The organism is Pseudomonas extremorientalis (assembly GCF_024584605.1).
Taxonomy (GTDB): Bacteria; Pseudomonadota; Gammaproteobacteria; order Pseudomonadales; family Pseudomonadaceae; genus Aquipseudomonas; species Aquipseudomonas extremorientalis.
Genome location: NZ_CP089519.1, coordinates 6123724 through 6142585 on the forward strand (window position 1 = coordinate 6123724; position 18862 = coordinate 6142585).

Sequence of the window (18862 nt, forward strand, 5' to 3'; positions counted from 1 at the left end):
CGTTGGCCGCTGGCTTGGGTGTGAATATGTGCGCTGACCTGTGGAGCTTTGCCCTCTCGACTTACGCCCGCTCAGGGTGCGAGGCCGCTTGCCTGCGCTTGCAGGAGCAAGGTGCGGACGTGTGCCTGTTGCTGTGTGGTGCGTGGCTCGAGCAGCGTGCGGTGATAGCGACCGCCGAGCGCATGCAGGCGCTGAAACAGATCGCCGGGTCTTGGCAGACACACGTAATCAAACCGTTACGACAGGTGCGCATGCAATGGCGCGCCATGGCGCTGCAGGATCAGGATTTGGCGGGCTTACGCGAACGGGTCAAGGCCCTGGAGCTGGACGCCGAACGGCAGTTGCTGGAGCGCCTGGAAGCGTTGGCACAAACATGGCCGACAGGCGATGCGCAGGGTCAGCAACGATGGTTGGAAGGACTGGCGGCTGAGGATACCGCCAACCTTGACCGCGACGCGCTGCAGCAGCTGCGCGTCGCGGCCACCAGCACTTAGGAAGCGCTGGTTGGGGTGGTGCTTGGCGCTACCGGGGCAGGCGTGCTGCTGGCCGGTGCAGTTGGAGCGGTGGCTGCAGCCGGGGCGGCAGCAGGTGTTGCTGGCTTGACAGCAGCAGGTTTGGCCGCTGGCTTGGCAGCTGGTTTCGCAGCAGCGGTTTTAGCAGCTGGCTTGGCGGCTGGTTTCGCAGCAGCGGTTTTAGCAGCTGGCTTGGCGGCTGGTTTCGCAGCAGCGGTTTTAGCGGCTGGCTTGGCAGCTGGTTTTGCATCAGCGGTTTTAGCGGCTGGCTTGGCGGCTGGTTTTGCAGCAGCGGTTTTAGCGGCTGGCTTGGCGGCTGGTTTTGCAGCAGCGGTTTTAGCGGCTGGCTTGGCGGCTGGTTTCGCAGCAGCGGTTTTAGCGGCTGGCTTGGCGGCTGGTTTTGCAGCAGCGGTTTTAGCGGCTGGCTTGGCGGCTGGTTTTGCAGCAGCGGTTTTAGCGGCTGGCTTGGCGGCTGGTTTTGCAGCAGCGGTTTTAGCGGCTGGCTTGGCGGCTGGTTTTGCAGCAGCGGTTTTAGCGGCTGGCTTGGCGGCTGGTTTTGCAGCAGCGGTTTTAGAAGCTGGCTTGGCAGCAGCAGGTTTTGCTACGGCTTTAGCGGGTGCCTTGCCAGCAACAGCTTTGCTCGCCGGCTTCTTCGCCGCGCTCGCTGCAACAGCTTTAGCTGGGGTACGAGCACCCAACACCTTAGCCACGGCTTCCTTCACACGACCTACGCCCTGAGCCAGTTTCAGGCTTTCCTGAGCATCTTTTTTCAGTTGGGAAATGTAGGCGCGGGTTTCAGCTTGGCGATCCTTGAGGGCGTCCAGCAGGTCCTCAAGTTCTTTGACAGCGTCTTTGGCTTTGGCTTGTGCCTTGGCCTTGCCGGCAGTAGCGGCGTCTTGCAGTTTGGTACGGGATTTGTGCAGCTTTTCTTGCGCTTTACCGCGTTGTTTTTCCAGCTTGGCGAGCAGTTTTTCTGCATCGGCCAACGCTTGGGAACAGGCGCTTTCCAGATGTTCGAGCAAGCTGCCCGAGAGTTGTTGGAGTAAATGCAACGGGGTATTAACAGGCTTCTGTTTGGCCGACATGGTTTACCTCCTGGCTGACGTGGGTGCGGCTCATACTAGCCCTCTGCTCTTACCGCCGCTAGGGCATGTTGACAGTATCGTTTGCCTGGCGTTGCACCGTGAGAAAATTCTTATCGAGATAACGAAAATACGCGGCACTTTTTACGTCACCACACTGGCATAATCCGTCGCACTTTCGGCGGGAGGATGCCCATGTCGCGTTACCTTTTTCTTGTGCTTGGCCTGGCGATTTCGGTGGCCAATGCGAGCGAACAATCGCCGGTAAAAAACACCGACCAGAACCAGCACGACCTCGCCTACAGCCTGGGCGCCAGCCTCGGCGAACGCCTGCGCCAGGAGGTTCCCGACTTGCAGATCCAGGCGCTGGTCGAGGGCCTCAAGCAAGCCTATCAAGGCAAGCCCCTGGCGCTGGACAACGCACGCATCGAACAGATTCTTGCCCAGCACGAAGCACAAAGCGAAGCTGACGCGCAGGCACCTCAAAGCGAAAAAGCACTCGCGGCCGAACAACAATTCCTGAGCAAAGAAAAAGCCACAAAGGGTGTGCGCGAGTTGGCGGATGGAATCCTGCTTACCGAGCTCAGCCCAGGCACTGGCGACAAGCCGAAGGCCAGCGACCAGGTTCAAGTGAAGTACGTGGGACGGCTGCCCGATGGGACAGTGTTCGACCAGAGCGCGCAACCTCAATGGTTTCGCCTGGACAGTGTGATCAGCGGTTGGAGCAGCGCGTTGCAACAGATGCCGGTGGGCGCCAAATGGCGCCTGGTGATTCCATCGTCCCAGGCCTATGGCGCCGACGGTGCCGGCGAATTGATCCCGCCCTATACACCCCTGGTGTTCGAGATCGAATTGCTCGGTACCCGACACTGAGGCAATAAAAAACGGTGCGCCATGCGCACCGTTTTTTGTACCGCTATTATCGCGGATCAAGCCTGGGTAGCAGACTCTTCCTTGTGAGCGTTGTGCAGCACTTCGATCAGGCAGTCTTCCAGCTCGAACCGTTCGTGAAGCAACGCGCCCAATTCCTTGAATTTATCCGCCACGCAGTTACCGGCATCACACAGGTCGGTGAACTCGAGCAGCTTTTCAGTGATGACGTCGATACGCGGGTAAATGGTTTCCGCCAAATCCAGGCCACGCTGATCGTCGAAGGCCTCGGCCTCCTTGGTCAGTTGCTCATAGACACCGAAATGGCCGGCTGACACGTAGTCCACCAACACACCACAAAAGTCCTGCAACGGTTCACGGTTCTCGGCCAGTGCTTCAGGCTTGGCGCCAAGAGCATCAAAGGCCCGAACCAGTTCGTGACGTGCCTTCAACCAGCTGTCGATCAGCTTGTGCACCCCACCCCAGCGTTCCTGAGCATTCTGACAACTTTCCAGCATGATGATCTCTCTTCCCTAATAGGGGCGCTGCCGCCTGGTGCCCGCGCAACACTTCAAGGATAAAGCAGCAGCCGGACAAGGCCGCGTCTGACAAACGGTTTGAACTACACGTGCGGGCCAGATTATGCCCGCATGACTATGGCTTCAAGGTACGCAGGAGAGAAAGTTCATACAAGTGTTTAATCCCGTCCTACAAACTGCGACCCGATATCAGCGCCTCACCGGGCGCAAACGTTGGCTCAAAAACAGCTGTGAAAATTGCATGACGCCCAATATCAACATCCCAATGAAGAACAGCAGGCTCCACTCCGGCAGGCTCAAGTCAAACAGCGTCCAGTTGATCTCAACGCAGTCGACGGTGCCTTTGACGGTCAATTGCAGAGCCTGCCAAAACGACAGGTTTTCGATCATGTAATGCAGGCTGGGCCAGCAATCAGCCGACTGTCCCGGTGCGGCGTTTTGCAGCAGTACCTGGCGTACGGCGGTAATGGCACCCAGCAGTGCGAAGCCCATGCTCGCCAGCCCATACAGGCAGATAACCGAGCGCTTGGGGTTATGAAGGGCGGCGACCAGATTGACTAATGTGAAACCGGCCAGGAAACCCCGCTGCATCTGGCACAGGAAGCAAGGACGCAACGAGACCCCGAACTCGAGGTAAAACGAGGCGCCCAATGTCAGCGCACCCGCCAGGAACGCAAGGACATACAAGGAGCGTGAAGGGGCCAAAGACATGCTTTATCCGCATCGCGAAAGATAGGTCGCTACGGTAGAGGAAAGGCCTGACCGCTTTCAATACATGCTGGAGCAGACGATTCTGCGAGAGGTTAAGGAGATCCCGCCAGAAGATGGAAGACTTTAGACAACAGAGCGTCGGACTTTGCCCACAATCTCGCTGATAGCTGCTTTCTGAGGTCCTGAGGGATTGGCTGCCAGACATATCCGAGCCAACCCTCGCCTGTCTTCCTGCCTCAAACCCGGGCCGGGACGGGTAACGGTGAAGCCAGCAAACGGTTATCCAGCAACCCCAGCCCTTCCTGGAACAATTGGTTACTGCGCTCGGTGTCACCCAGTTGGGCCAACAAGCGCGCCAGCTCGGCGCAGGCCTCAGGGTTACGCTGCACCTGCAGGCTGCTTTCCAGATAGTCTCGCGCCTTGCCCCACAAACTGTTTTGCAGGCACAGACGGCCCAACGTCAGCAGCAGGCTGGCATCGCCAGGATGATCCTTCAGCCAACCTTCGGCAAACTTCAGCTGCCGGGCCGGATCGCTGCCACGCAACAGACCATACAGCCGGATCAGGTGGCTGTCGTAACCACGCTTGATGGCGCCGCGCAATGCTTCCTCAGCCTTGGCGTCGGCGCCCAGTTGACGCAATTGCTCGGCATAGGCCAGGACCAATTGCGGCTCCTGACGCTGAGCGGATGTCAGTTGTTGCCAAGCCCGTTCAAGGGACTGCAAGCCGGCCTCGCCCTGTTCTTCACGTTGGGCTGCGAGGCTGAGGTTCTCGCCCCACGCACGACGCTCAAGCTCGGCCAGTTCACTGGCGGGCAGGACTTTGTCCTTGCGCAATTCCGGCAACAGGCGGATCACCGATGACCAGTCGCCCCGCTGCTGATGCAAGCGCTGCAATTGGCGCAGCACCTGAGCGTTATGGGGATGGCGTTCGTGCATCGCCTGCAAGGTGGTCAGCGCACCCTCCGTATCACCACGGTCCAGTTGCAGTTGGGCATGACTCAAGGCAACCGCCAGCTCGGCCTGGGGCTGACGCTCCAGGGCACGCTCCAGCAAACCATCGGACTCTTCGTAGCGCCCCTGCTCATTGGCAGCACGGGCCGCGCCGAGGTAGTACAGCAGTGGCTGACGCTCGGCTTCGGCAGCGCGGTGCAGGTGGCGCTCGGCGCTGGCCCAGCGGCCTTCGGCGAGGTCCATCTGACCTTGTTCGATGGCGATCTGCACGCGGCGGCTGCGGTTGCGCCGCGACCACGGGTTGACCACGCCACCGGAAGTGGTGACCAGGTTCAGGAGCACGCGGATCAGGTAAATCGCCAAACCGATGGCAAACACCGCCACCACGGTCGCCCACAGGCTTGACTCGTAATGCAGCACGTGCGGGTAGGTGACCAGCACGTAACCGGTGTGTTTCGAAATGCCCACCGCCAGCGCCAGCGCGATGGCAATCGCCAGCACCAGGACCACATAGAAACGTTTCATCAGCTCTACTCCTGCTTCGCCGGCGTCGCCGCCGCCTTGGCTTCGTCGGCAGACAGATGACGCCGCTCAAGGTACGCCTGCACTGCCGCCAGGCTCGCAGCCAGGTCCGGCGTCACCACCGACACCGCCTTGGGCTCAAGCTCTGCAATACGCGCCAGCATCGCCTTGCTCTGTGGGTTGTCCTGGTTGAAGTTGTCCTGCAAGACGCTGCGCGCCTCTCCCAGGGAGCGGCTATAGACTGCCGACTCGCCATTGAGAGCGGCCCATTGTGCTTGCTCCAGGGCCAGGCTCAGGGCCAGGCGCACCTGGTTCAAGCCTTGGCCGGCCAGCAGCGGGCGGATGTTGTCATCCGGGTTGAAGTCAATGCGGAAGTAGCGGGAAATCTGCTCCCACCATTGGCTCCAGCGGCTTTCGGTGTCCGTGGTCGGGCGGCCTTGGGAGGCCGGCTCGGTCAACTGGTATTCGGGGGCGATGGCCGCCAACTGCACGACCTGGTCGCGCAAGGCCGCCAATTGCAGGTACAGCCCGGTGCGGTCCGGCTGCTCGGTGCTACGCAGCGCAGCTAGGCTCTTGGCCAATTGCTCGCGTGCAGCGTAGGAGCCGGGATCGCTTTGTTCGCGAAGAATCTCGTCGGCACCCTGCACCAGCGCCTGCGCACTGTTGATGTCCTGCAGGGCAGACAGACGCAGGCTCGCCAGGCGAATCAAGTGTTCGGCCTCGGCCAGACGCCAGTCCTTGCGGCTGGCGCCCAGCACGGTTTCCAGGCGCTGGCTCAGACGTTGCTGGTCGCCCTGCAACTGGGCCACCAAACGACGGCGCTCCTCAAGCTCATCCGCACCCGGCAACTGCGCCACGCGCGCCGCCAGTTGTTGCTGGCTTTGCTTGAGGGACTGGGACTGGTCATCGAGGGTCTGCACCTGGCCCAACTGCTGTTGGCTGCTGGCCTGCAGGGCGCGGACCTGCCAGATCCCCCAACCGCCCGCGGCAACACCGGCGGCGCCGAGCAGCAGGGCGACGATTGCCAGGCCATTGCCACGGCGCGGCGCGGTGACCGGTGACTCAACCGGCGCATCAAGTGCGGGTTGGGTTTCATCTTTAGGCAAGGCTGTTTCGCTCACGTATCCGTCCTTTGCGTTTCAGAGAGTGGGAACGGTATAGCTCCGTATCGCCACTAACAAAGCCGCGGCACTCGCACCACGACAATCCACAACTTTTTCTGCACCGGCGGCCCGCGCCATCTCATGGACTCGCGGGCTCGGCACGAACAACGGTAGCTGTGCCACTTGCGGCCAATCGGCTCCGGCCAGGGCTTGCAGGTGTAGAAAACCCTGCCCACTGCTGACCACCAGGCCGTTCAAGCGTTCCAACTGGATGCGTTGCATCAGTACCCCGGCGTCGTAGGCCGGCAGGAAACGGCGATACAACTCCAGATAGTCGACACTAGCACCTTGCTCACGCAAACGCTCCGCCAGCAGCTCACGCCCCCCCTCGCCTCGCAGGATCAAGACCTGGGCATCAGGGCGTGCGATAGCCTCGCGCAACGCAGACAATTGAAGCAAGGCCTCGCTGTCGTCGCCAGTGGGGGGATAGTGAACGGTGAGGCCGTGATCAGCCAATACCTGTGCGGTGGCGGCGCCGACACTGAACCATGGCAACTGCGGCCATGCGCGATCCAGCTGCGCGACCGCAAGTCGCGCCGCCGGCTTGCTTACTACGATCACCGCGCAGTAGCGGCTCAGGTCATGGAAGACAGCCTGCTGTTCAGGAGTGACCGGCAGCGGCTCAATATCCAGCAACGGCAAGCTGCTGCTGAAAACCCCCGCATCGGACAACGTGGCCGCCAGGGCCATCGATTCCTCGGCAGGCCGCGTCAGCAGCACACGCCATTCGGTCACTGCGGGCCGGCCTCGCCGTAGACTTTTTGCAGAATGGCACCGGCGCCCTTCTCCAGCAGCGCTTCAGCCACCTGGATACCGAGGGCCGTGGCATCACGTTGCGGGCCACGGACCTCGGCAGTCAGCAGGGTGCCACCCTCCGGATCACCCACCAGGCCACGCAACCACAGGTTTTCACCTTCGAGCACGGCGTAACAGGCGATCGGCACCTGGCAGCCACCGTTGAGGTGCTTGTTCAGGGCGCGCTCGGCCGTGACGCGCACTTCGGTATCCTGGTGATCAAGAGGTTTGAGCAGGGCGTGGATTTCTCGGTCGGCGGTACGGCATTCGATGCCAACGGCGCCTTGCCCACCGGCGGGCAGGCTGTCCTCGACGCTGATGGCCGAGGTGATGCGGTCTTCAAAACCGAGACGGATCAGGCCGGCGGCGGCGAGGATGATCGCGTCATATTCACCGGCATCCAGCTTCGCCAGGCGGGTGTTGACGTTGCCACGCAGGAAGCGGATCTGCAGGTCCGGACGACGAGTCAGCAACTGCGCCTGGCGACGCAGGCTCGACGTACCGACGATGCTGCCCAAAGGCAACTCATCCAACGATGCATAAGTATTGGAAACGAAGGCGTCACGCGGGTCTTCACGTTCACAGATGCAAAACAGGCCCAGGCCTTCTGGAAAGTCCATGGGTACGTCTTTCATCGAATGCACGGCGATGTCGGCTTCGTTTTCCAGCAGCGCGGTTTCCAGTTCCTTGACGAACAAGCCCTTGCCGCCGATCTTCGACAGTGGCGAGTCGAGCAGCTTGTCGCCACGACTGACCATGGGCACCAGGGACACCTTGAGGCCAGGGTGGGCCTGCTCAAGGCGTGCTTTGACGTATTCGGCCTGCCACAAGGCCAGGGCGCTTTTACGGGTGGCGATGCGGATTTCGCGAGAGGACATGGATCAATCCGTACTGAATAGATACGGCAGATAATAACAGCTCAGGCAAATACGCTTTGATTTGAATCAGCAAGTGCGGGGCCTCCCTGGCCACCTCGCACCGGGATATGGAATGCAGGCCTCGCTACAACCCTTGGGCTAAAGCTGCTGCATCATCTTGCGCACACCGGCCACATGCCGTCTGCTGACGATCAACGCGTCGCCGTTAAGGCCTTTGAGGAAAAGCTGGAAATGCCCCAGGGGCGTGCGCTGCAAACGTTCGATGCGCTCACGGGCCACCAGCGCGTTGCGGTGGATACGCACGAAGCGGTCGCCGAACTCATCCTCAAGCGCCTTGAGCGGCTCATCGAGCAGCACTTCGCCGCCCTGGTGACGCAGCGTCACGTACTTGTGATCGGCAATAAAATAGACCACTTCACCCAGCGGGATAAGTTCGATGCCTTTACGGGTACGGGCGCTGATATGGCTGCGTGGCCCGTTACCACTTTGGGCGGCAGGCTGAGTCAGGGCGGCAAGCTGGACGCGGGTTGGGCGCTCAGCCTTTTTGAGGGCCTTGAGCAAGGCGTCGCCCACCACCGGTTTGATGAGGAAGCTGACACCGCTGGCTTCCAGCGTTTCCGTGGAAAACTCTTCACCGGTTGCGCAAAACACCACGGCAGGTGGCGACTCTCGCTCGCTCAATCGGGCCGCCACTTGCAAGCCATCGAGGCCCGGCATGCGGATATCGAGCAACACCACATCCGGCTTGAGGCTGTCGATCAGCGTCAACGCCTCTTCGCCCGTGGTGGCGCTCGGCTCTAATACTGCATAACCCTCGAGCTCACTGACCAGACGGCTCAGTCGCTCGCGGGCTTGGGGTTCGTCATCAACGATCAGGACATTCATATTGCGCTGGATTCCTGCGTGAGTCTCGCACAAGGATAGCGTAGACAGGTGCGGTGACTTGCGTCACAGCGATCCACGCTAAGACTAGCGCGAGCGGCAAAAAGTGCCCTGAGAGTGGCACCCATATTTACCCGGACCTGTTCAATAGCGCCCAAGACCTGCTGCCTTCGGGCATCGTCGTAGGGTTTGCTGATACACAATCCGAATACCCCCCTTTTTTAATGGATAGTCTGGGCTCTGACCGCATTACCCGACTTTGGTGCATTCACACACTATCAGTCCAACTGTAGACGCTCGCCGAGACGACATTGCTCAATCGTCAAATATCGTTTCAATAAGCCCCTTTCCTCAGTCTCGTCCTGGACGCGGTCGACGGCAAGGCACTTAGCCATCCTTTGCACAAATAAAAATGCCGACGACCCGCAGCACCGCGTCCACGGGCAACCCTGTTATTATCGCCGGCACACTTCCATGCCTCTTTATTAAGCAGATCACGAGCGAATCCATGAGCACCGACAAGACCAACCAGTCCTGGGGCGGCCGCTTCAGTGAACCCGTCGACGCCTTCGTCGCCCGCTTCACCGCCTCCGTCACCTTCGACCAGCGCCTGTACCGCCACGACATCATGGGCTCCATCGCCCACGCGACGATGCTGGCCAAGGTCGGCGTGCTGACCGATGCCGAGCGCGATAGCATCATCGACGGCCTGACCACCATCCGTGGCGAGATCGAAGCCGGCACGTTCGACTGGCGCGTCGACCTGGAAGACGTGCACATGAACATCGAGGCCCGCCTTACCGACCGCATCGGTGTGACTGGCAAGAAGCTGCACACCGGCCGTAGCCGCAACGACCAGGTGGCCACCGATATCCGCCTGTGGCTGCGTGACGAGATCGACCTGATCCTGTCCGAAATCACCCGCCTGCAGAAAGGTTTGCTGGAGCAGGCCGAGCGTGAATCGGACACCATCATGCCGGGCTTCACTCACCTGCAGACCGCGCAACCGGTGACCTTCGGCCACCACTTGCTGGCCTGGTTCGAAATGCTCAGCCGCGACTACGAGCGCCTGGTGGACTGCCGCAAGCGTGCCAACCGCATGCCTCTGGGCAGCGCCGCTCTGGCCGGCACCACTTACCCGATCGACCGCGAGTACACCGCACAATTGCTGGGCTTCGACGCTGTTGGCGGCAACTCGCTGGACGGCGTGTCGGACCGTGACTTCGCCATCGAATTCTGTGCCGCCGCCAGTATTGCGATGATGCACCTGTCGCGCTTCTCCGAAGAGCTGGTGCTGTGGACCAGCGCGCAATTCCAGTTCATCGACCTGCCGGACCGCTTCTGCACCGGCAGCTCGATCATGCCGCAAAAGAAAAACCCCGACGTGCCCGAACTGGTGCGTGGCAAGAGCGGCCGCGTGTTCGGCGCCTTGATGGGCCTGCTGACCCTGATGAAAGGCCAACCCCTGGCCTACAACAAGGACAACCAGGAAGACAAGGAGCCGCTGTTCGACGCCGCCGACACCCTGCGCGACTCGCTGCGTGCGTTTGCCGACATGATCCCGGCGATCAAGCCCAAGCACGCGATCATGCGTGAAGCGGCGCTGCGCGGGTTCTCCACGGCGACCGACCTGGCCGACTACCTGGTGCGCCGTGGCCTGCCGTTCCGCGATTGCCACGAAATCGTCGGCCATGCGGTGAAGTACGGCGTGGACACCGGCAAGGACCTGGCGGAAATGAGCCTGGAAGAACTGCGCCAGTTCAGCGACCAGATCGAACAGGACGTGTTTGCCGTGCTGACCCTGGAAGGTTCGGTGAATGCCCGCAACCACGTGGGCGGGACCGCCCCGGCGCAGGTAAAAGCCGCAGTGGTACGCGGCCAGGCCCTGCTCGCAAGCCGCTAAACAGGTGGGAGTGCGGTGCAGCCTGGGTTATTTCTTGGCCGCAATCATGGCCCTGAACGCAGGCATCGCCGCCTCCCTGTCCTCCGCCACTTTCTGAGCGTTGGGCATCGCATGCAACATGTCCAGCAACGCCTTGGCCGCCGGCATTTCAGCCAGCAAATCCAGGCCGAACAGTTTTTCGCCCACCGCGCAGGCGAGGTTCACGCTGTACATGAAGTACAAATCCGCAATCGTGAAGCTCTCCCCCGCCACATACGGCGCGAACTTGCCGTGCCTGCCCAGCGCACCGACCCCCAGTAACAGCTCGGACCTGGACTTCTCCTTGATCGCCTCCGGCACCGGCATGCCCATAAACGCTTCGGCGTAACACGCGCGGGCCGGCAGTTCGATGTACAACTCGATCTCCCTGCACAGCGCCAGCACCTGGGCTCGCTGGAACGGCTCGGCGGGCAACAGCGAAGGTCCTTCCTGGGTCTGTTCGATGTATTCGAGGATCACACTGGTTTCGTTGATAAACCCCTGCTTGACGCCGAGGGCCGGCACCTTGCCACGTGGGCTCACCGCAAAGACATGGGGGGTCTGCCCAGAGAAAAAGGGCACCTCTTCGAACGACAGTCCTTTCTCCAGCAGCGCCAGCTTGACCATGTTGTAGTAGTTGCTGACCGAGAATCCGTAGAGCTTGAGCATTGCAGGTGCCTCCAGGCCGGGAATGGGGTTGGCTGCAGGGGTTATAGCCCTCAGGGCCCGGCCTTGCCAGCAGCATCACCCGCCTGAATGGGGGTAGACTGACGCCCTTTCCTTGAGGAGCCAGCCATGAGCGAGCCGACCGATATCGACAACGACGAAGAAGAATTCGCCGAAAACACCCTGATCGAAGCGATCGAGAACCAGATTGAAAGCGAAAACCCGCCGGCGGCCAAAGCCACGTTCAACAAGCTGACACTGGTGGGTTATGAGCGTGAAGAGATCCTGCAACTGATGGCCCACGTGCTGGCTGTCGAGATTGATGCGCTATTGGAAGAGGACCGTGCGTTCAATACCGAATGGTATGAAACTGCACTGCGCGCCCTGCCGGAACTGCCCCCGGAAAAGCAATAATCCAGGGGCGCTGCAACACGCTGGACAGTTCGGCAAAGTGCGTTCACCTTATGGCCTGCTAGCCTCTAATAAATTCTTAGAAAGTCTGGAGTCCTTATGTCGTATACCCCTGAGTTGGTTGCCGAACTGGAAATCCTTGTACTCTTCCCATTGGACAGCACCAAGGAAGGTCTGAAAGTTCACCAGACCGCCGCGCCCACTGCCATCGCTGCTGCCAAGCGCCTGCACGCGAAAGGACTTATCGACCAACCGGACGGGGGCTACCTGACCAGCCTTGGCCGGGACGCTGCCGAACAAGCCCAGACCCTGCTGACCATCCTGACCACTGCCACTACCAAAGAAGCTGCCTGATACCCTACATCGCCCATGGAGTCCGCTACTGGCGGATTCCGGGGGCATTGCTTTGGAGGTGCGAAAATTCTGACGTCAAAATCCATTTCCCTCTAAACCTCCTACGCTACTGACTGTAAACTCCTACATGGCCGCCCACGTCGGGCTCTGCGAGCCACCGACTTCGACATGACCCGCACCCATGAGATCCGCCCCGACCTGGACGAAGGCATCGACCGTAAGGTGCTGGCCCAATTGCGCGCGCGTTTCATGGCCCTCAACGAAGGGCGCATGGCCCGGGCTGTCGAAGGGCTGACGCCGCGTCAGCAAAGCGTGCTGACCTTGTTGCCGCTGTTCTTCCACGTCAATCACCCGTTGCTGCCCGGCTATGTATCGGGCAGTACACCGGCCGGCCTGTCGAATTTCGAACCCGACGCCCAGGCACTGACCGAAGCCCAGCGCCTGACCCGCTCGTTCTCCTACAAGCCACGCCACGGCAACCCACCGCGACCGATTCACGGCCTGTTTCTAATGGGCAGCCTTGGGACGCTGGCCCAGGCCGACCAGAGCGATATGGATGTGTGGGTGTGTCACGCCGCCGACCTGAGCGAGGTGGAACTGGCCGAACTGCGCAAGAAATGCCAACTGCTGGAAGCCTGGGCCCTGACCATGGGTGCCGAGGCGCACTTCTTCCTGATCGAGCCGACACGCTTTGTGCTCGGTGAGCGCGACACGCAACTGAGTTCCGACGATTGCGGCACCACCCAGCATTACCTGTTGCTGGACGAGTTCTACCGCACCGCCATCTGGCTGGCCGGGCGTACACCGATCTGGTGGCTGGTGCCGGTGTATGAAGAGACTCGTTATGCCGAGTTCACCCACACGCTGATTTCCAAGCGCTTTATCCGTGCCGACGAAACCCTGGACCTTGGCCACCTGGCGCGCATCCCTCCGGGCGAATTCATCGGCGCCGGGTTGTGGCAGCTGTTCAAGGGCATCGAGTCGCCCTACAAGTCGGTGCTCAAGCTGCTGCTGACCGAGGTCTATGCCAGCGAACACCCGAACGTGCACTGCCTGAGCCTGCGCTTCAAGCGCGCGGTATTCGCCAACCAGATGGACCTGGACGAGCTGGACCCCTACATCGTGGTCTACCGCCGCATCGAGGAATACCTCAAGGCCCGCAACGAGCCAGAACGCCTGGAGCTGGTGCGGCGTTCGCTGTACCTCAAGGTCAACCGCAAGCTCAGCGCCGGCCAGCGCAGCACCAGCTGGCAACGCCTGCTGCTGGAGCGCCTGGCCCATGAATGGGGCTGGGACCAGCGCCAACTGACACTGCTGGACAGTCGCAGCCAGTGGAAAGTACGCCAGGTCGCCTCCGAGCGCCGCGCACTGGTCAACGAGCTCAATTACAGCTATCGCTTCCTGACCCAGTTCGCTCGCACCGAACAGACCGTCAGCCTGATCAACAAACGCGACCTCAACGTATTGGGCCGGCGCCTGTATGCCGCCTTTGAACGCAAGGCCGGCAAAGTCGAGTTCATCAACCCCGGCATCGCCCCGGATCTGGCCGAAGACACCCTGACCCTGGTGCAATCGCCCAACCGCAAGGAGCCGGGCCAACACCACTGGGGCCTGTACAACGGCAACCTCACGGCCCTGGAATGGGAGCACTTCGCGCCGATCAAGCGCAGCCGCGACCTGCTGGAGATGCTCACCTGGTGCCATCGCAACGGTGTGATCGACAGCAGCACCCGCCTGGCCCTGCACCCCGGCACCAGCGACATGACTGAGTTCGAGCTGTTCAACCTGCTGGGCAGCCTGCAACAGAGCGTCGCCCTGCCCCTGGCCAGCGTCGATGAAGAGCGCCTGCTGCGCTCGGCGGTGCCTGAGGAAGTCCTGCTGCTGATCAACGTCGGCGTCGACCCGCTCAAGCACCACCGCGACCTGAACATCCTGATGACCACCGAACGCACCGACTCCCTGAGTTATGCCGGTGTGCGCGACAACCTGGTGCTGACCCTGGACCAGGTCACGCTCAACAGCTGGAACGAGGTGATGGTCAGCCGCTACGACGGCCCTCACGCCCTGCTCGACTGCCTGCGCGACTACCTCAATCAATTGCCGGCGGACCATCTGCCACGGCTGCGGGTGCGCTGCTTCTGTCACAACCGCGCGCAGTTCATTGCCCAGCGCGTGGAAGAAATCTTCGACACCGCCCAGAACCTGCTGCTCGGTCAGGGCAATCACCGTTACCTGCTCCAGGTACAGCAGCACTATCACGTGATGGAGCTGATACCGGGCCAGGCGACCCACGTGTCACTGCCCACCCAGGACGCGCTTATCGCCTACCTCAGCGAAGAACTGGCCCGCTACAGCCCGCTGCATCTGGACGCCATGGCCCTGGAAGACCACGACCTGGCGCTGCTGCTGCCGATGGGGCTGGCCGATTGCGTGCAGGTGTTCTACCGAGTCAACGAAGGCTTCGCCGAGTTGTATGTGCTGGATGAGTTCAACGCGCTGTGGCAGCAGCGCTTGCCGTTCCATGACGAACAGAGCCTGCTGGCGCCGTTGCAGCGCTTTTTGCAGTCGATCATTTATCGCCGCGACGCGCTGTCACCGCTGGACCCGCATGAGCCACTGGGCGCAGTGCAAACCTTGTATTACCAACTGTTGCCGTCGGGCAGCGGTCGCGCGCGCGGCATCGAGCCTCGCCCTGCGCCGTCGAACCCGGCGAATAAACCGTTCTATGACGTGCAGGCGATTATCGGCAAGGCAGCGCCGGGCCAGGTGGGGATCACCCTGTACTGCAATCAGCGGGAGTTTTCCGAGCTGGAATTTGGCGACCAGCTGTTTGCAGTGGTCGCCCAGGAAATCGTCGGGCAACGCCGGGAGCCCGAACGTTACCGCTGCTACATCACCGACTTGGACCTGTCCGGCCTGCTCGGTGATGTGCAAAGCCCCAGCAACCTGTACCTGCGCTACAAGGCCGAGCTGGAACTGTCGCTCAACGAAGCGCTGAGCCGGATTTAAAGAGGGAAGGCACCGCCATCCTTGGGCTGGCCTTCAACACTGAGCAATTCCAGCTTGAGCGTCTTGCCGCCAGGGGCCGGCCAGTCGATATGCTGGCCAACCTGCAGGCCAAGCAAAGCACTGCCTACCGGTGCCAGGATCGAGATCTTGCCTTCATCGGCATTGGCATCTTTCGGGTAGACCAGGGTCAGGTGGTAGTCCTTGCCGCTGCCTTGCTCACGGCAATGCACGCTGGAGTTCATGGTCACGACACCCGCAGGCACTTCATCGTGGCCAACCACTTCTTCGGCGCGGTCGAGTTCGGCTTGCAACGCTTCGACGCCGGGAGATTCGTCGCCCAGGCGGTCGATCAGTTGCTCCAGACGCTGCACGTCAAGACGGGTGAGGATGATGGACGGTGCGGTGGTCATGATTCAGGCAGACTCCTTTTTTCTGCACAAAAAAGCAAAACCCCGCCAGGAAAGGCGGGGTTCTCACGGGCCTCGATGAGTTGAGGCGTATCCGGACACTACCACAGCGTCACAAATAAACAAGACAGCCTCAAGCGCGGGCCCGGCGCTGCTCGGCCTCGGCGCAGATGATCCGGCGCCGTGCATCGTCGGCAGAGCGCCATTCACGGATGTCTTCCACATGGCGGAAGCAGCCGAGGCAGACTTTCTGCTCGTCCAGGCGACACAAACTGATACAAGGTGACGGCACCGCCGGGCTGACATTACTGAACAGCGGCTTGGGCGGACGGACGGCAGCAGGCTGGGTCACCATCAAATCTCGTCGAAATCCAGGTCGGCGCCGGCTTGTTCCTTGACCAGGCGCGCGAGCATTTCACTGAGCAGTTCATCGCTGGTGTCACACTGCCAATTGTTGTCTTCTTCGTTGAAATCAAAGTGAAAACCACCGGAACGCGCAGCCAGCCACAACTGACGCAGCGGTTCCTGGCGGCTGAAGATCAATTGAGTGCCATTTTCAAACTTGACGGTCAGTACACCGGCCGAATTTTCCAGGTCCACGTCCAGGCCGCTGTCGTCGAAAATATCTTCCAGCGCCTGCTGGGTCGAATCCACCAGGTCGTGAAAACGGGCTTCGGTCAAACTCATTGTGGCAACCTCAAAAGTGTCTGGTTTTGCTCGAGCGCCGCACGATACGGGCGAGCCCCGCCGATTGCAAAGGATACCGATTCCATCACGATTGGCGGTACGAAATATCCACGGCCAGCGTAGTCCACTTCATCTTCATGTCGGCAAACCCCCGCCGGACGGGTATTCCAGCGCATAGGCAAGCTGGCGGGTGGTCGGTATACTCGGGCGCAATTAATGCATATTCAAGGATTTCGCCATGAAGCGCCTGATCTCTTCCCTTGCTGCGCTCGTCGCGGTCGCTTGCCTCGTTAGTGCCTGTGGTCAAAAAGGCCCGCTGTACCTGCCCGATGACAGCAAAGACCCGAATGAACAGGCGCAATCGTCGCAAAAACCATCCAAAGCGCATAAGCACGACACCTACGAATAAGGGTACTCCATGGACGCTTTTAACTACCGGGACGGCGAGCTGTTCGCGGAAGGCGTGGCGTTGTCCGCGATTGCCGAGCGCTTTGGCACCCCGACCTATGTGTATTCCCGTGCGCATATCGAAGCCCAGTACCGCTCGTTCACCGACGCGCTCGACGGTGTACCGCACCTGGTGTGCTACGCGGTCAAGGCCAACTCCAACCTGGGTGTACTGAATGTCCTGGCGCGCCTCGGCGCTGGTTTTGACATCGTCTCCCGTGGCGAGCTGGAACGTGTGCTGGCTGCTGGCGGCAAAGCCGACAAGATCGTGTTCTCCGGCGTCGGCAAGACCCGCGAAGACATGCGCCGCGCCCTGGAAGTCGGCGTGCATTGCTTCAACATCGAATCCACCGACGAACTCGAGCGCCTGCAGGTCGTGGCCGCCGAGATGGGCGTTCGCGCGCCGATATCCCTGCGCGTCAACCCGGACGTCGACGCCGGCACCCACCCGTACATTTCCACCGGTCTCAAAGAGAACAAGTTCGGCATCGCCATTGCAGACGCCGAAGACGTGTACATCCGCGCTGCCCAACTGCCAAACCTGGAAGTGCTGGGCGTCGACTGCCACATCGGTTCGCAACTGACCAGCCTGCCTCCGTTCCTGGATGCCCTCGACCGCCTGCTGGCGCTGATCGACCGTCTTGGCGAATGCGGCATCTACCTGCACCACATCGACCTCGGTGGTGGCGTGGGCGTGCGTTACCGTGATGAAGAGCCGCCGCTGATTGCCGACTATATCCAAGCCGTGCGCGAGCGCATCGAAGGCCGTGACCTGACGCTGATGTTCGAGCCGGGCCGCTATATCGTCGCCAACGCGGGCGTGCTGCTGACCCAGGTCGAGTACCTCAAGCACACCGAGCACAAGGACTTCGCCATCGTCGACGCGGCGATGAACGACCTGATCCGCCCGGCGCTGTACCAGGCCTGGATGAATGTCACCGCCGTGACGCCGCGCGCCAGTGAAGCCCGCGCCTACGACATCGTCGGCCCGATCTGCGAGACCGGCGACTTCCTGGCCAAGGATCGTCAGCTGGCCCTGGAAGAAGGCGATCTGCTGGCCGTGCATTCGGCCGGTGCCTATGGGTTTGTCATGAGTTCCAACTACAACACCCGCGGGCGTACCGCCGAGGTGTTGGTGGACGGTGATCAAGCGTTTGAAGTGCGTCGCCGCGAGACGGTAGCCGAGTTGTATGCTGGCGAAAGCCTGCTGCCGGAGTAAGCCATGCTGCTGCGTTTTACCAAGATGCACGGGCTGGGCAATGATTTCATGGTCCTCGACCTGGTCAGCCAGCACGCGCATATCCTGCCCAAGCACGCTAAACAGTGGGGCGATCGTCACACCGGCATTGGTTTCGACCAGTTGCTGATCGTCGAGGCGCCGAGCAACCCGGAGGTGGATTTCCGTTACCGGATCTTCAACTCCGACGGCTCCGAAGTGGAACAGTGCGGCAACGGTGCGCGCTGCTTCGCACGCTTTGTGCTGGACAAGCGCCTGACCGCCAAGCGGCAGATCCGTGTCGAGACCAAGAGCGGCGTGATCGAGCTGGATATCCGCAGTGATGGCCAGATCAGCGTCAACATGGGCGCGCCACGCCTGGTGCCGGCGGATATTCCGTTCCAGGCCACCGAGCAAGCTGTCAGCTACGCCCTGGACGTTGATGGCAAGACCGTCGATATCGCCGCCGTGTCCATGGGCAACCCCCATGCGGTGCTGCGGGTCAACGACATCAATAACGCCCCCGTGCATGAATTGGGGCCGAAAATCGAACACCACCCGCGCTTTCCGGCGCGGGTCAACGTGGGCTTCCTGCAGGTGATCGACCGTACCCGCGCGCAATTGCGTGTATGGGAACGCGGCGCCGGCGAAACCCAGGCCTGCGGCACCGGCGCGTGCGCCGCTGCCGTGGCCGCGATCAGCCAGGGGTGGATGGATTCGCCACTGCTGATCGACCTGCCCGGCGGACGCTTGTCCATCGAGTGGGCTGGCCCGGGCCACCCGGTGATGATGACCGGGCCGGCCTCGCGCGTATACGAAGGACAGGTCCGTCTATGA

The 18862-nt window shown here is 61.2% G+C and carries 21 protein-coding genes; 9 read left to right on the forward strand and 12 right to left on the reverse strand.

From position 1 onward, the window contains the following. The first annotated feature begins 26 nt into the window (after nucleotides 1–26). Complete coding sequence (locus LUU92_RS27875; protein WP_071490479.1) at nucleotides 27–494, forward strand: TIGR02444 family protein; 468 nt, start codon at nucleotides 27–29, stop codon at nucleotides 492–494. Here the strand turns inward: LUU92_RS27875 and LUU92_RS27880 are convergent. Then, complete coding sequence (locus LUU92_RS27880; protein WP_257102930.1) at nucleotides 491–1597, reverse strand: AlgP family protein; 1107 nt, start codon at nucleotides 1595–1597, stop codon at nucleotides 491–493. The genes LUU92_RS27875 and LUU92_RS27880 overlap by 4 nt on opposite strands. A 192-nt stretch (nucleotides 1598–1789) precedes the next feature. Here LUU92_RS27880 and LUU92_RS27885 point away from each other — a divergent pair, with 192 nt between their 5' ends. Beyond that, entirely contained in the window at nucleotides 1790–2467 is a 678-nt protein-coding gene (locus LUU92_RS27885) for an FKBP-type peptidyl-prolyl cis-trans isomerase (protein WP_257102931.1), read from the forward strand. 56 nt (nucleotides 2468–2523) lie between these two features. Here the strand turns inward: LUU92_RS27885 and LUU92_RS27890 are convergent, their stop codons facing one another. The 7 genes from LUU92_RS27890 to LUU92_RS27920 all read right to left on the reverse strand — a co-directional run bounded on the left by LUU92_RS27890 (nucleotide 2524) and on the right by LUU92_RS27920 (nucleotide 8910). Beyond that, nucleotides 2524–2982, reverse strand: coding sequence for an Rsd/AlgQ family anti-sigma factor (locus tag LUU92_RS27890; protein ID WP_058424204.1), 459 nt, complete (start codon nucleotides 2980–2982; stop codon nucleotides 2524–2526). A 210-nt stretch (nucleotides 2983–3192) separates the two neighbouring features. Further along, complete coding sequence (locus LUU92_RS27895; protein WP_257102932.1) at nucleotides 3193–3714, reverse strand: disulfide bond formation protein B; 522 nt, start codon at nucleotides 3712–3714, stop codon at nucleotides 3193–3195. A 236-nt stretch (nucleotides 3715–3950) separates the two neighbouring features. After that, on the reverse strand, nucleotides 3951–5192 hold the full coding sequence (locus tag LUU92_RS27900) for a heme biosynthesis protein HemY (RefSeq protein WP_093120459.1): 1242 nt from the start codon (nucleotides 5190–5192) through the stop codon (nucleotides 3951–3953). A gap of 5 nt (nucleotides 5193–5197) precedes the next feature. Next, complete coding sequence (locus LUU92_RS27905) at nucleotides 5198–6310, reverse strand: uroporphyrinogen-III C-methyltransferase (RefSeq protein WP_071488038.1); 1113 nt, start codon at nucleotides 6308–6310, stop codon at nucleotides 5198–5200. Nucleotides 6311–6328: 18 nt separating this feature from the next. Then, entirely contained in the window at nucleotides 6329–7087 is a 759-nt protein-coding gene (locus tag LUU92_RS27910; protein ID WP_257102933.1) for a uroporphyrinogen-III synthase, read from the reverse strand. Beyond that, nucleotides 7084–8025: a hydroxymethylbilane synthase gene (gene hemC / locus LUU92_RS27915; RefSeq protein WP_071488040.1), complete on the reverse strand. Its 942-nt coding sequence runs from the start codon at nucleotides 8023–8025 to the stop codon at nucleotides 7084–7086. Before hemC ends, LUU92_RS27910 begins: the two co-directional genes overlap by 4 nt. Before the next feature lie 138 nt (nucleotides 8026–8163). Continuing rightward, nucleotides 8164–8910, reverse strand: a complete 747-nt coding sequence (locus LUU92_RS27920) for a LytR/AlgR family response regulator transcription factor (RefSeq protein ID WP_071488041.1) — start codon at nucleotides 8908–8910, stop codon at nucleotides 8164–8166. Nucleotides 8911–9415: 505 nt separating this feature from the next. Between LUU92_RS27920 and argH the strand changes: the two genes are divergently transcribed. Further along, nucleotides 9416–10810 carry an argininosuccinate lyase gene (gene argH, locus LUU92_RS27925; RefSeq protein WP_071488042.1) on the forward strand — a complete coding sequence of 465 codons (1395 nt, stop codon included), beginning with the start codon at nucleotides 9416–9418 and terminating at the stop codon, nucleotides 10808–10810. A 27-nt stretch (nucleotides 10811–10837) separates the two neighbouring features. Here the strand turns inward: argH and LUU92_RS27930 are convergent, their stop codons facing one another. After that, nucleotides 10838–11497, reverse strand: coding sequence for a glutathione S-transferase family protein (locus tag LUU92_RS27930; protein ID WP_071488043.1), 660 nt, complete (start codon nucleotides 11495–11497; stop codon nucleotides 10838–10840). Nucleotides 11498–11623: 126 nt separating this feature from the next. Between LUU92_RS27930 and LUU92_RS27935 the strand changes: the two genes are divergently transcribed. The 3 genes from LUU92_RS27935 (at nucleotide 11624) to LUU92_RS27945 (ending at nucleotide 15268) form a co-directional block, all read left to right on the forward strand. Continuing rightward, entirely contained in the window at nucleotides 11624–11908 is a 285-nt protein-coding gene (locus LUU92_RS27935; RefSeq protein WP_058424213.1) for a hypothetical protein, read from the forward strand. Between the two features lie 96 nt (nucleotides 11909–12004). Then, nucleotides 12005–12259 carry a TIGR02647 family protein gene (locus tag LUU92_RS27940; RefSeq protein ID WP_010207442.1) on the forward strand — a complete coding sequence of 85 codons (255 nt, stop codon included), beginning with the start codon at nucleotides 12005–12007 and terminating at the stop codon, nucleotides 12257–12259. A gap of 168 nt (nucleotides 12260–12427) precedes the next feature. Then, nucleotides 12428–15268: a class I adenylate cyclase gene (locus tag LUU92_RS27945; RefSeq protein ID WP_071488044.1), complete on the forward strand. Its 2841-nt coding sequence runs from the start codon at nucleotides 12428–12430 to the stop codon at nucleotides 15266–15268. Here LUU92_RS27945 and rnk read toward each other — a convergent pair. The 3 genes from rnk to cyaY form a co-directional block, all read right to left on the reverse strand. Then, on the reverse strand, nucleotides 15265–15678 hold the full coding sequence (gene rnk, locus LUU92_RS27950; RefSeq protein ID WP_058424215.1) for a nucleoside diphosphate kinase regulator: 414 nt from the start codon (nucleotides 15676–15678) through the stop codon (nucleotides 15265–15267). The genes LUU92_RS27945 and rnk overlap by 4 nt on opposite strands. 130 nt (nucleotides 15679–15808) lie before the next feature. Beyond that, nucleotides 15809–16027 carry a DUF1289 domain-containing protein gene (locus LUU92_RS27955; protein WP_071488104.1) on the reverse strand — a complete coding sequence of 73 codons (219 nt, stop codon included), beginning with the start codon at nucleotides 16025–16027 and terminating at the stop codon, nucleotides 15809–15811. 2 nt (nucleotides 16028–16029) lie between these two features. Continuing rightward, on the reverse strand, nucleotides 16030–16362 hold the full coding sequence (gene cyaY / locus LUU92_RS27960) for an iron donor protein CyaY (protein WP_092241718.1): 333 nt from the start codon (nucleotides 16360–16362) through the stop codon (nucleotides 16030–16032). A 238-nt stretch (nucleotides 16363–16600) separates the two neighbouring features. Here cyaY and lptM point away from each other — a divergent pair, with 238 nt between their 5' ends. The 3 genes from lptM to dapF are packed head-to-tail and all read left to right on the forward strand — an operon-like array spanning nucleotide 16601 to nucleotide 18862. Then, nucleotides 16601–16771, forward strand: a complete 171-nt coding sequence (lptM, locus tag LUU92_RS27965; protein WP_010207449.1) for an LPS translocon maturation chaperone LptM — start codon at nucleotides 16601–16603, stop codon at nucleotides 16769–16771. A gap of 9 nt (nucleotides 16772–16780) precedes the next feature. Next, a complete protein-coding gene (gene lysA / locus LUU92_RS27970; protein WP_092241716.1) occupies nucleotides 16781–18028 on the forward strand; it encodes a diaminopimelate decarboxylase in 1248 nt (415 codons plus the stop codon). Between the two features lie 3 nt (nucleotides 18029–18031). Further along, nucleotides 18032–18862: a diaminopimelate epimerase gene (dapF, locus tag LUU92_RS27975; protein ID WP_038843551.1), complete on the forward strand. Its 831-nt coding sequence runs from the start codon at nucleotides 18032–18034 to the stop codon at nucleotides 18860–18862.

Bases quoted from the DNA above. Each gene is read 5' to 3' on its own strand.
- dapF (WP_038843551.1), top strand. From the start codon at position 18,032: ATGCTGCTGCGTTTTACCAAGATGCACGGGCTGGGCAATGATTTCATG.
- LUU92_RS27885 (WP_257102931.1), top strand. From the start codon at position 1,790: ATGTCGCGTTACCTTTTTCTTGTGCTTGGCCTGGCGATTTCGGTGGCC.
- rnk (WP_058424215.1), bottom strand. From the start codon at position 15,678: ATGACCACCGCACCGTCCATCATCCTCACCCGTCTTGACGTGCAGCGT.
- hemC (WP_071488040.1), bottom strand. From the start codon at position 8,025: ATGTCCTCTCGCGAAATCCGCATCGCCACCCGTAAAAGCGCCCTGGCC.
- lptM (WP_010207449.1), top strand. From the start codon at position 16,601: ATGAAGCGCCTGATCTCTTCCCTTGCTGCGCTCGTCGCGGTCGCTTGC.
- lysA (WP_092241716.1), top strand. From the start codon at position 16,781: ATGGACGCTTTTAACTACCGGGACGGCGAGCTGTTCGCGGAAGGCGTG.
- LUU92_RS27935 (WP_058424213.1), top strand. From the start codon at position 11,624: ATGAGCGAGCCGACCGATATCGACAACGACGAAGAAGAATTCGCCGAA.
- LUU92_RS27900 (WP_093120459.1), bottom strand. From the start codon at position 5,192: ATGAAACGTTTCTATGTGGTCCTGGTGCTGGCGATTGCCATCGCGCTG.
- LUU92_RS27895 (WP_257102932.1), bottom strand. From the start codon at position 3,714: ATGTCTTTGGCCCCTTCACGCTCCTTGTATGTCCTTGCGTTCCTGGCG.
- LUU92_RS27880 (WP_257102930.1), bottom strand. From the start codon at position 1,597: ATGTCGGCCAAACAGAAGCCTGTTAATACCCCGTTGCATTTACTCCAA.
- cyaY (WP_092241718.1), bottom strand. From the start codon at position 16,362: ATGAGTTTGACCGAAGCCCGTTTTCACGACCTGGTGGATTCGACCCAG.
- LUU92_RS27940 (WP_010207442.1), top strand. From the start codon at position 12,005: ATGTCGTATACCCCTGAGTTGGTTGCCGAACTGGAAATCCTTGTACTC.
- LUU92_RS27945 (WP_071488044.1), top strand. From the start codon at position 12,428: ATGACCCGCACCCATGAGATCCGCCCCGACCTGGACGAAGGCATCGAC.
- LUU92_RS27930 (WP_071488043.1), bottom strand. From the start codon at position 11,497: ATGCTCAAGCTCTACGGATTCTCGGTCAGCAACTACTACAACATGGTC.
- LUU92_RS27920 (WP_071488041.1), bottom strand. From the start codon at position 8,910: ATGAATGTCCTGATCGTTGATGACGAACCCCAAGCCCGCGAGCGACTG.
- argH (WP_071488042.1), top strand. From the start codon at position 9,416: ATGAGCACCGACAAGACCAACCAGTCCTGGGGCGGCCGCTTCAGTGAA.
- LUU92_RS27875 (WP_071490479.1), top strand. From the start codon at position 27: ATGTGCGCTGACCTGTGGAGCTTTGCCCTCTCGACTTACGCCCGCTCA.
- LUU92_RS27890 (WP_058424204.1), bottom strand. From the start codon at position 2,982: ATGCTGGAAAGTTGTCAGAATGCTCAGGAACGCTGGGGTGGGGTGCAC.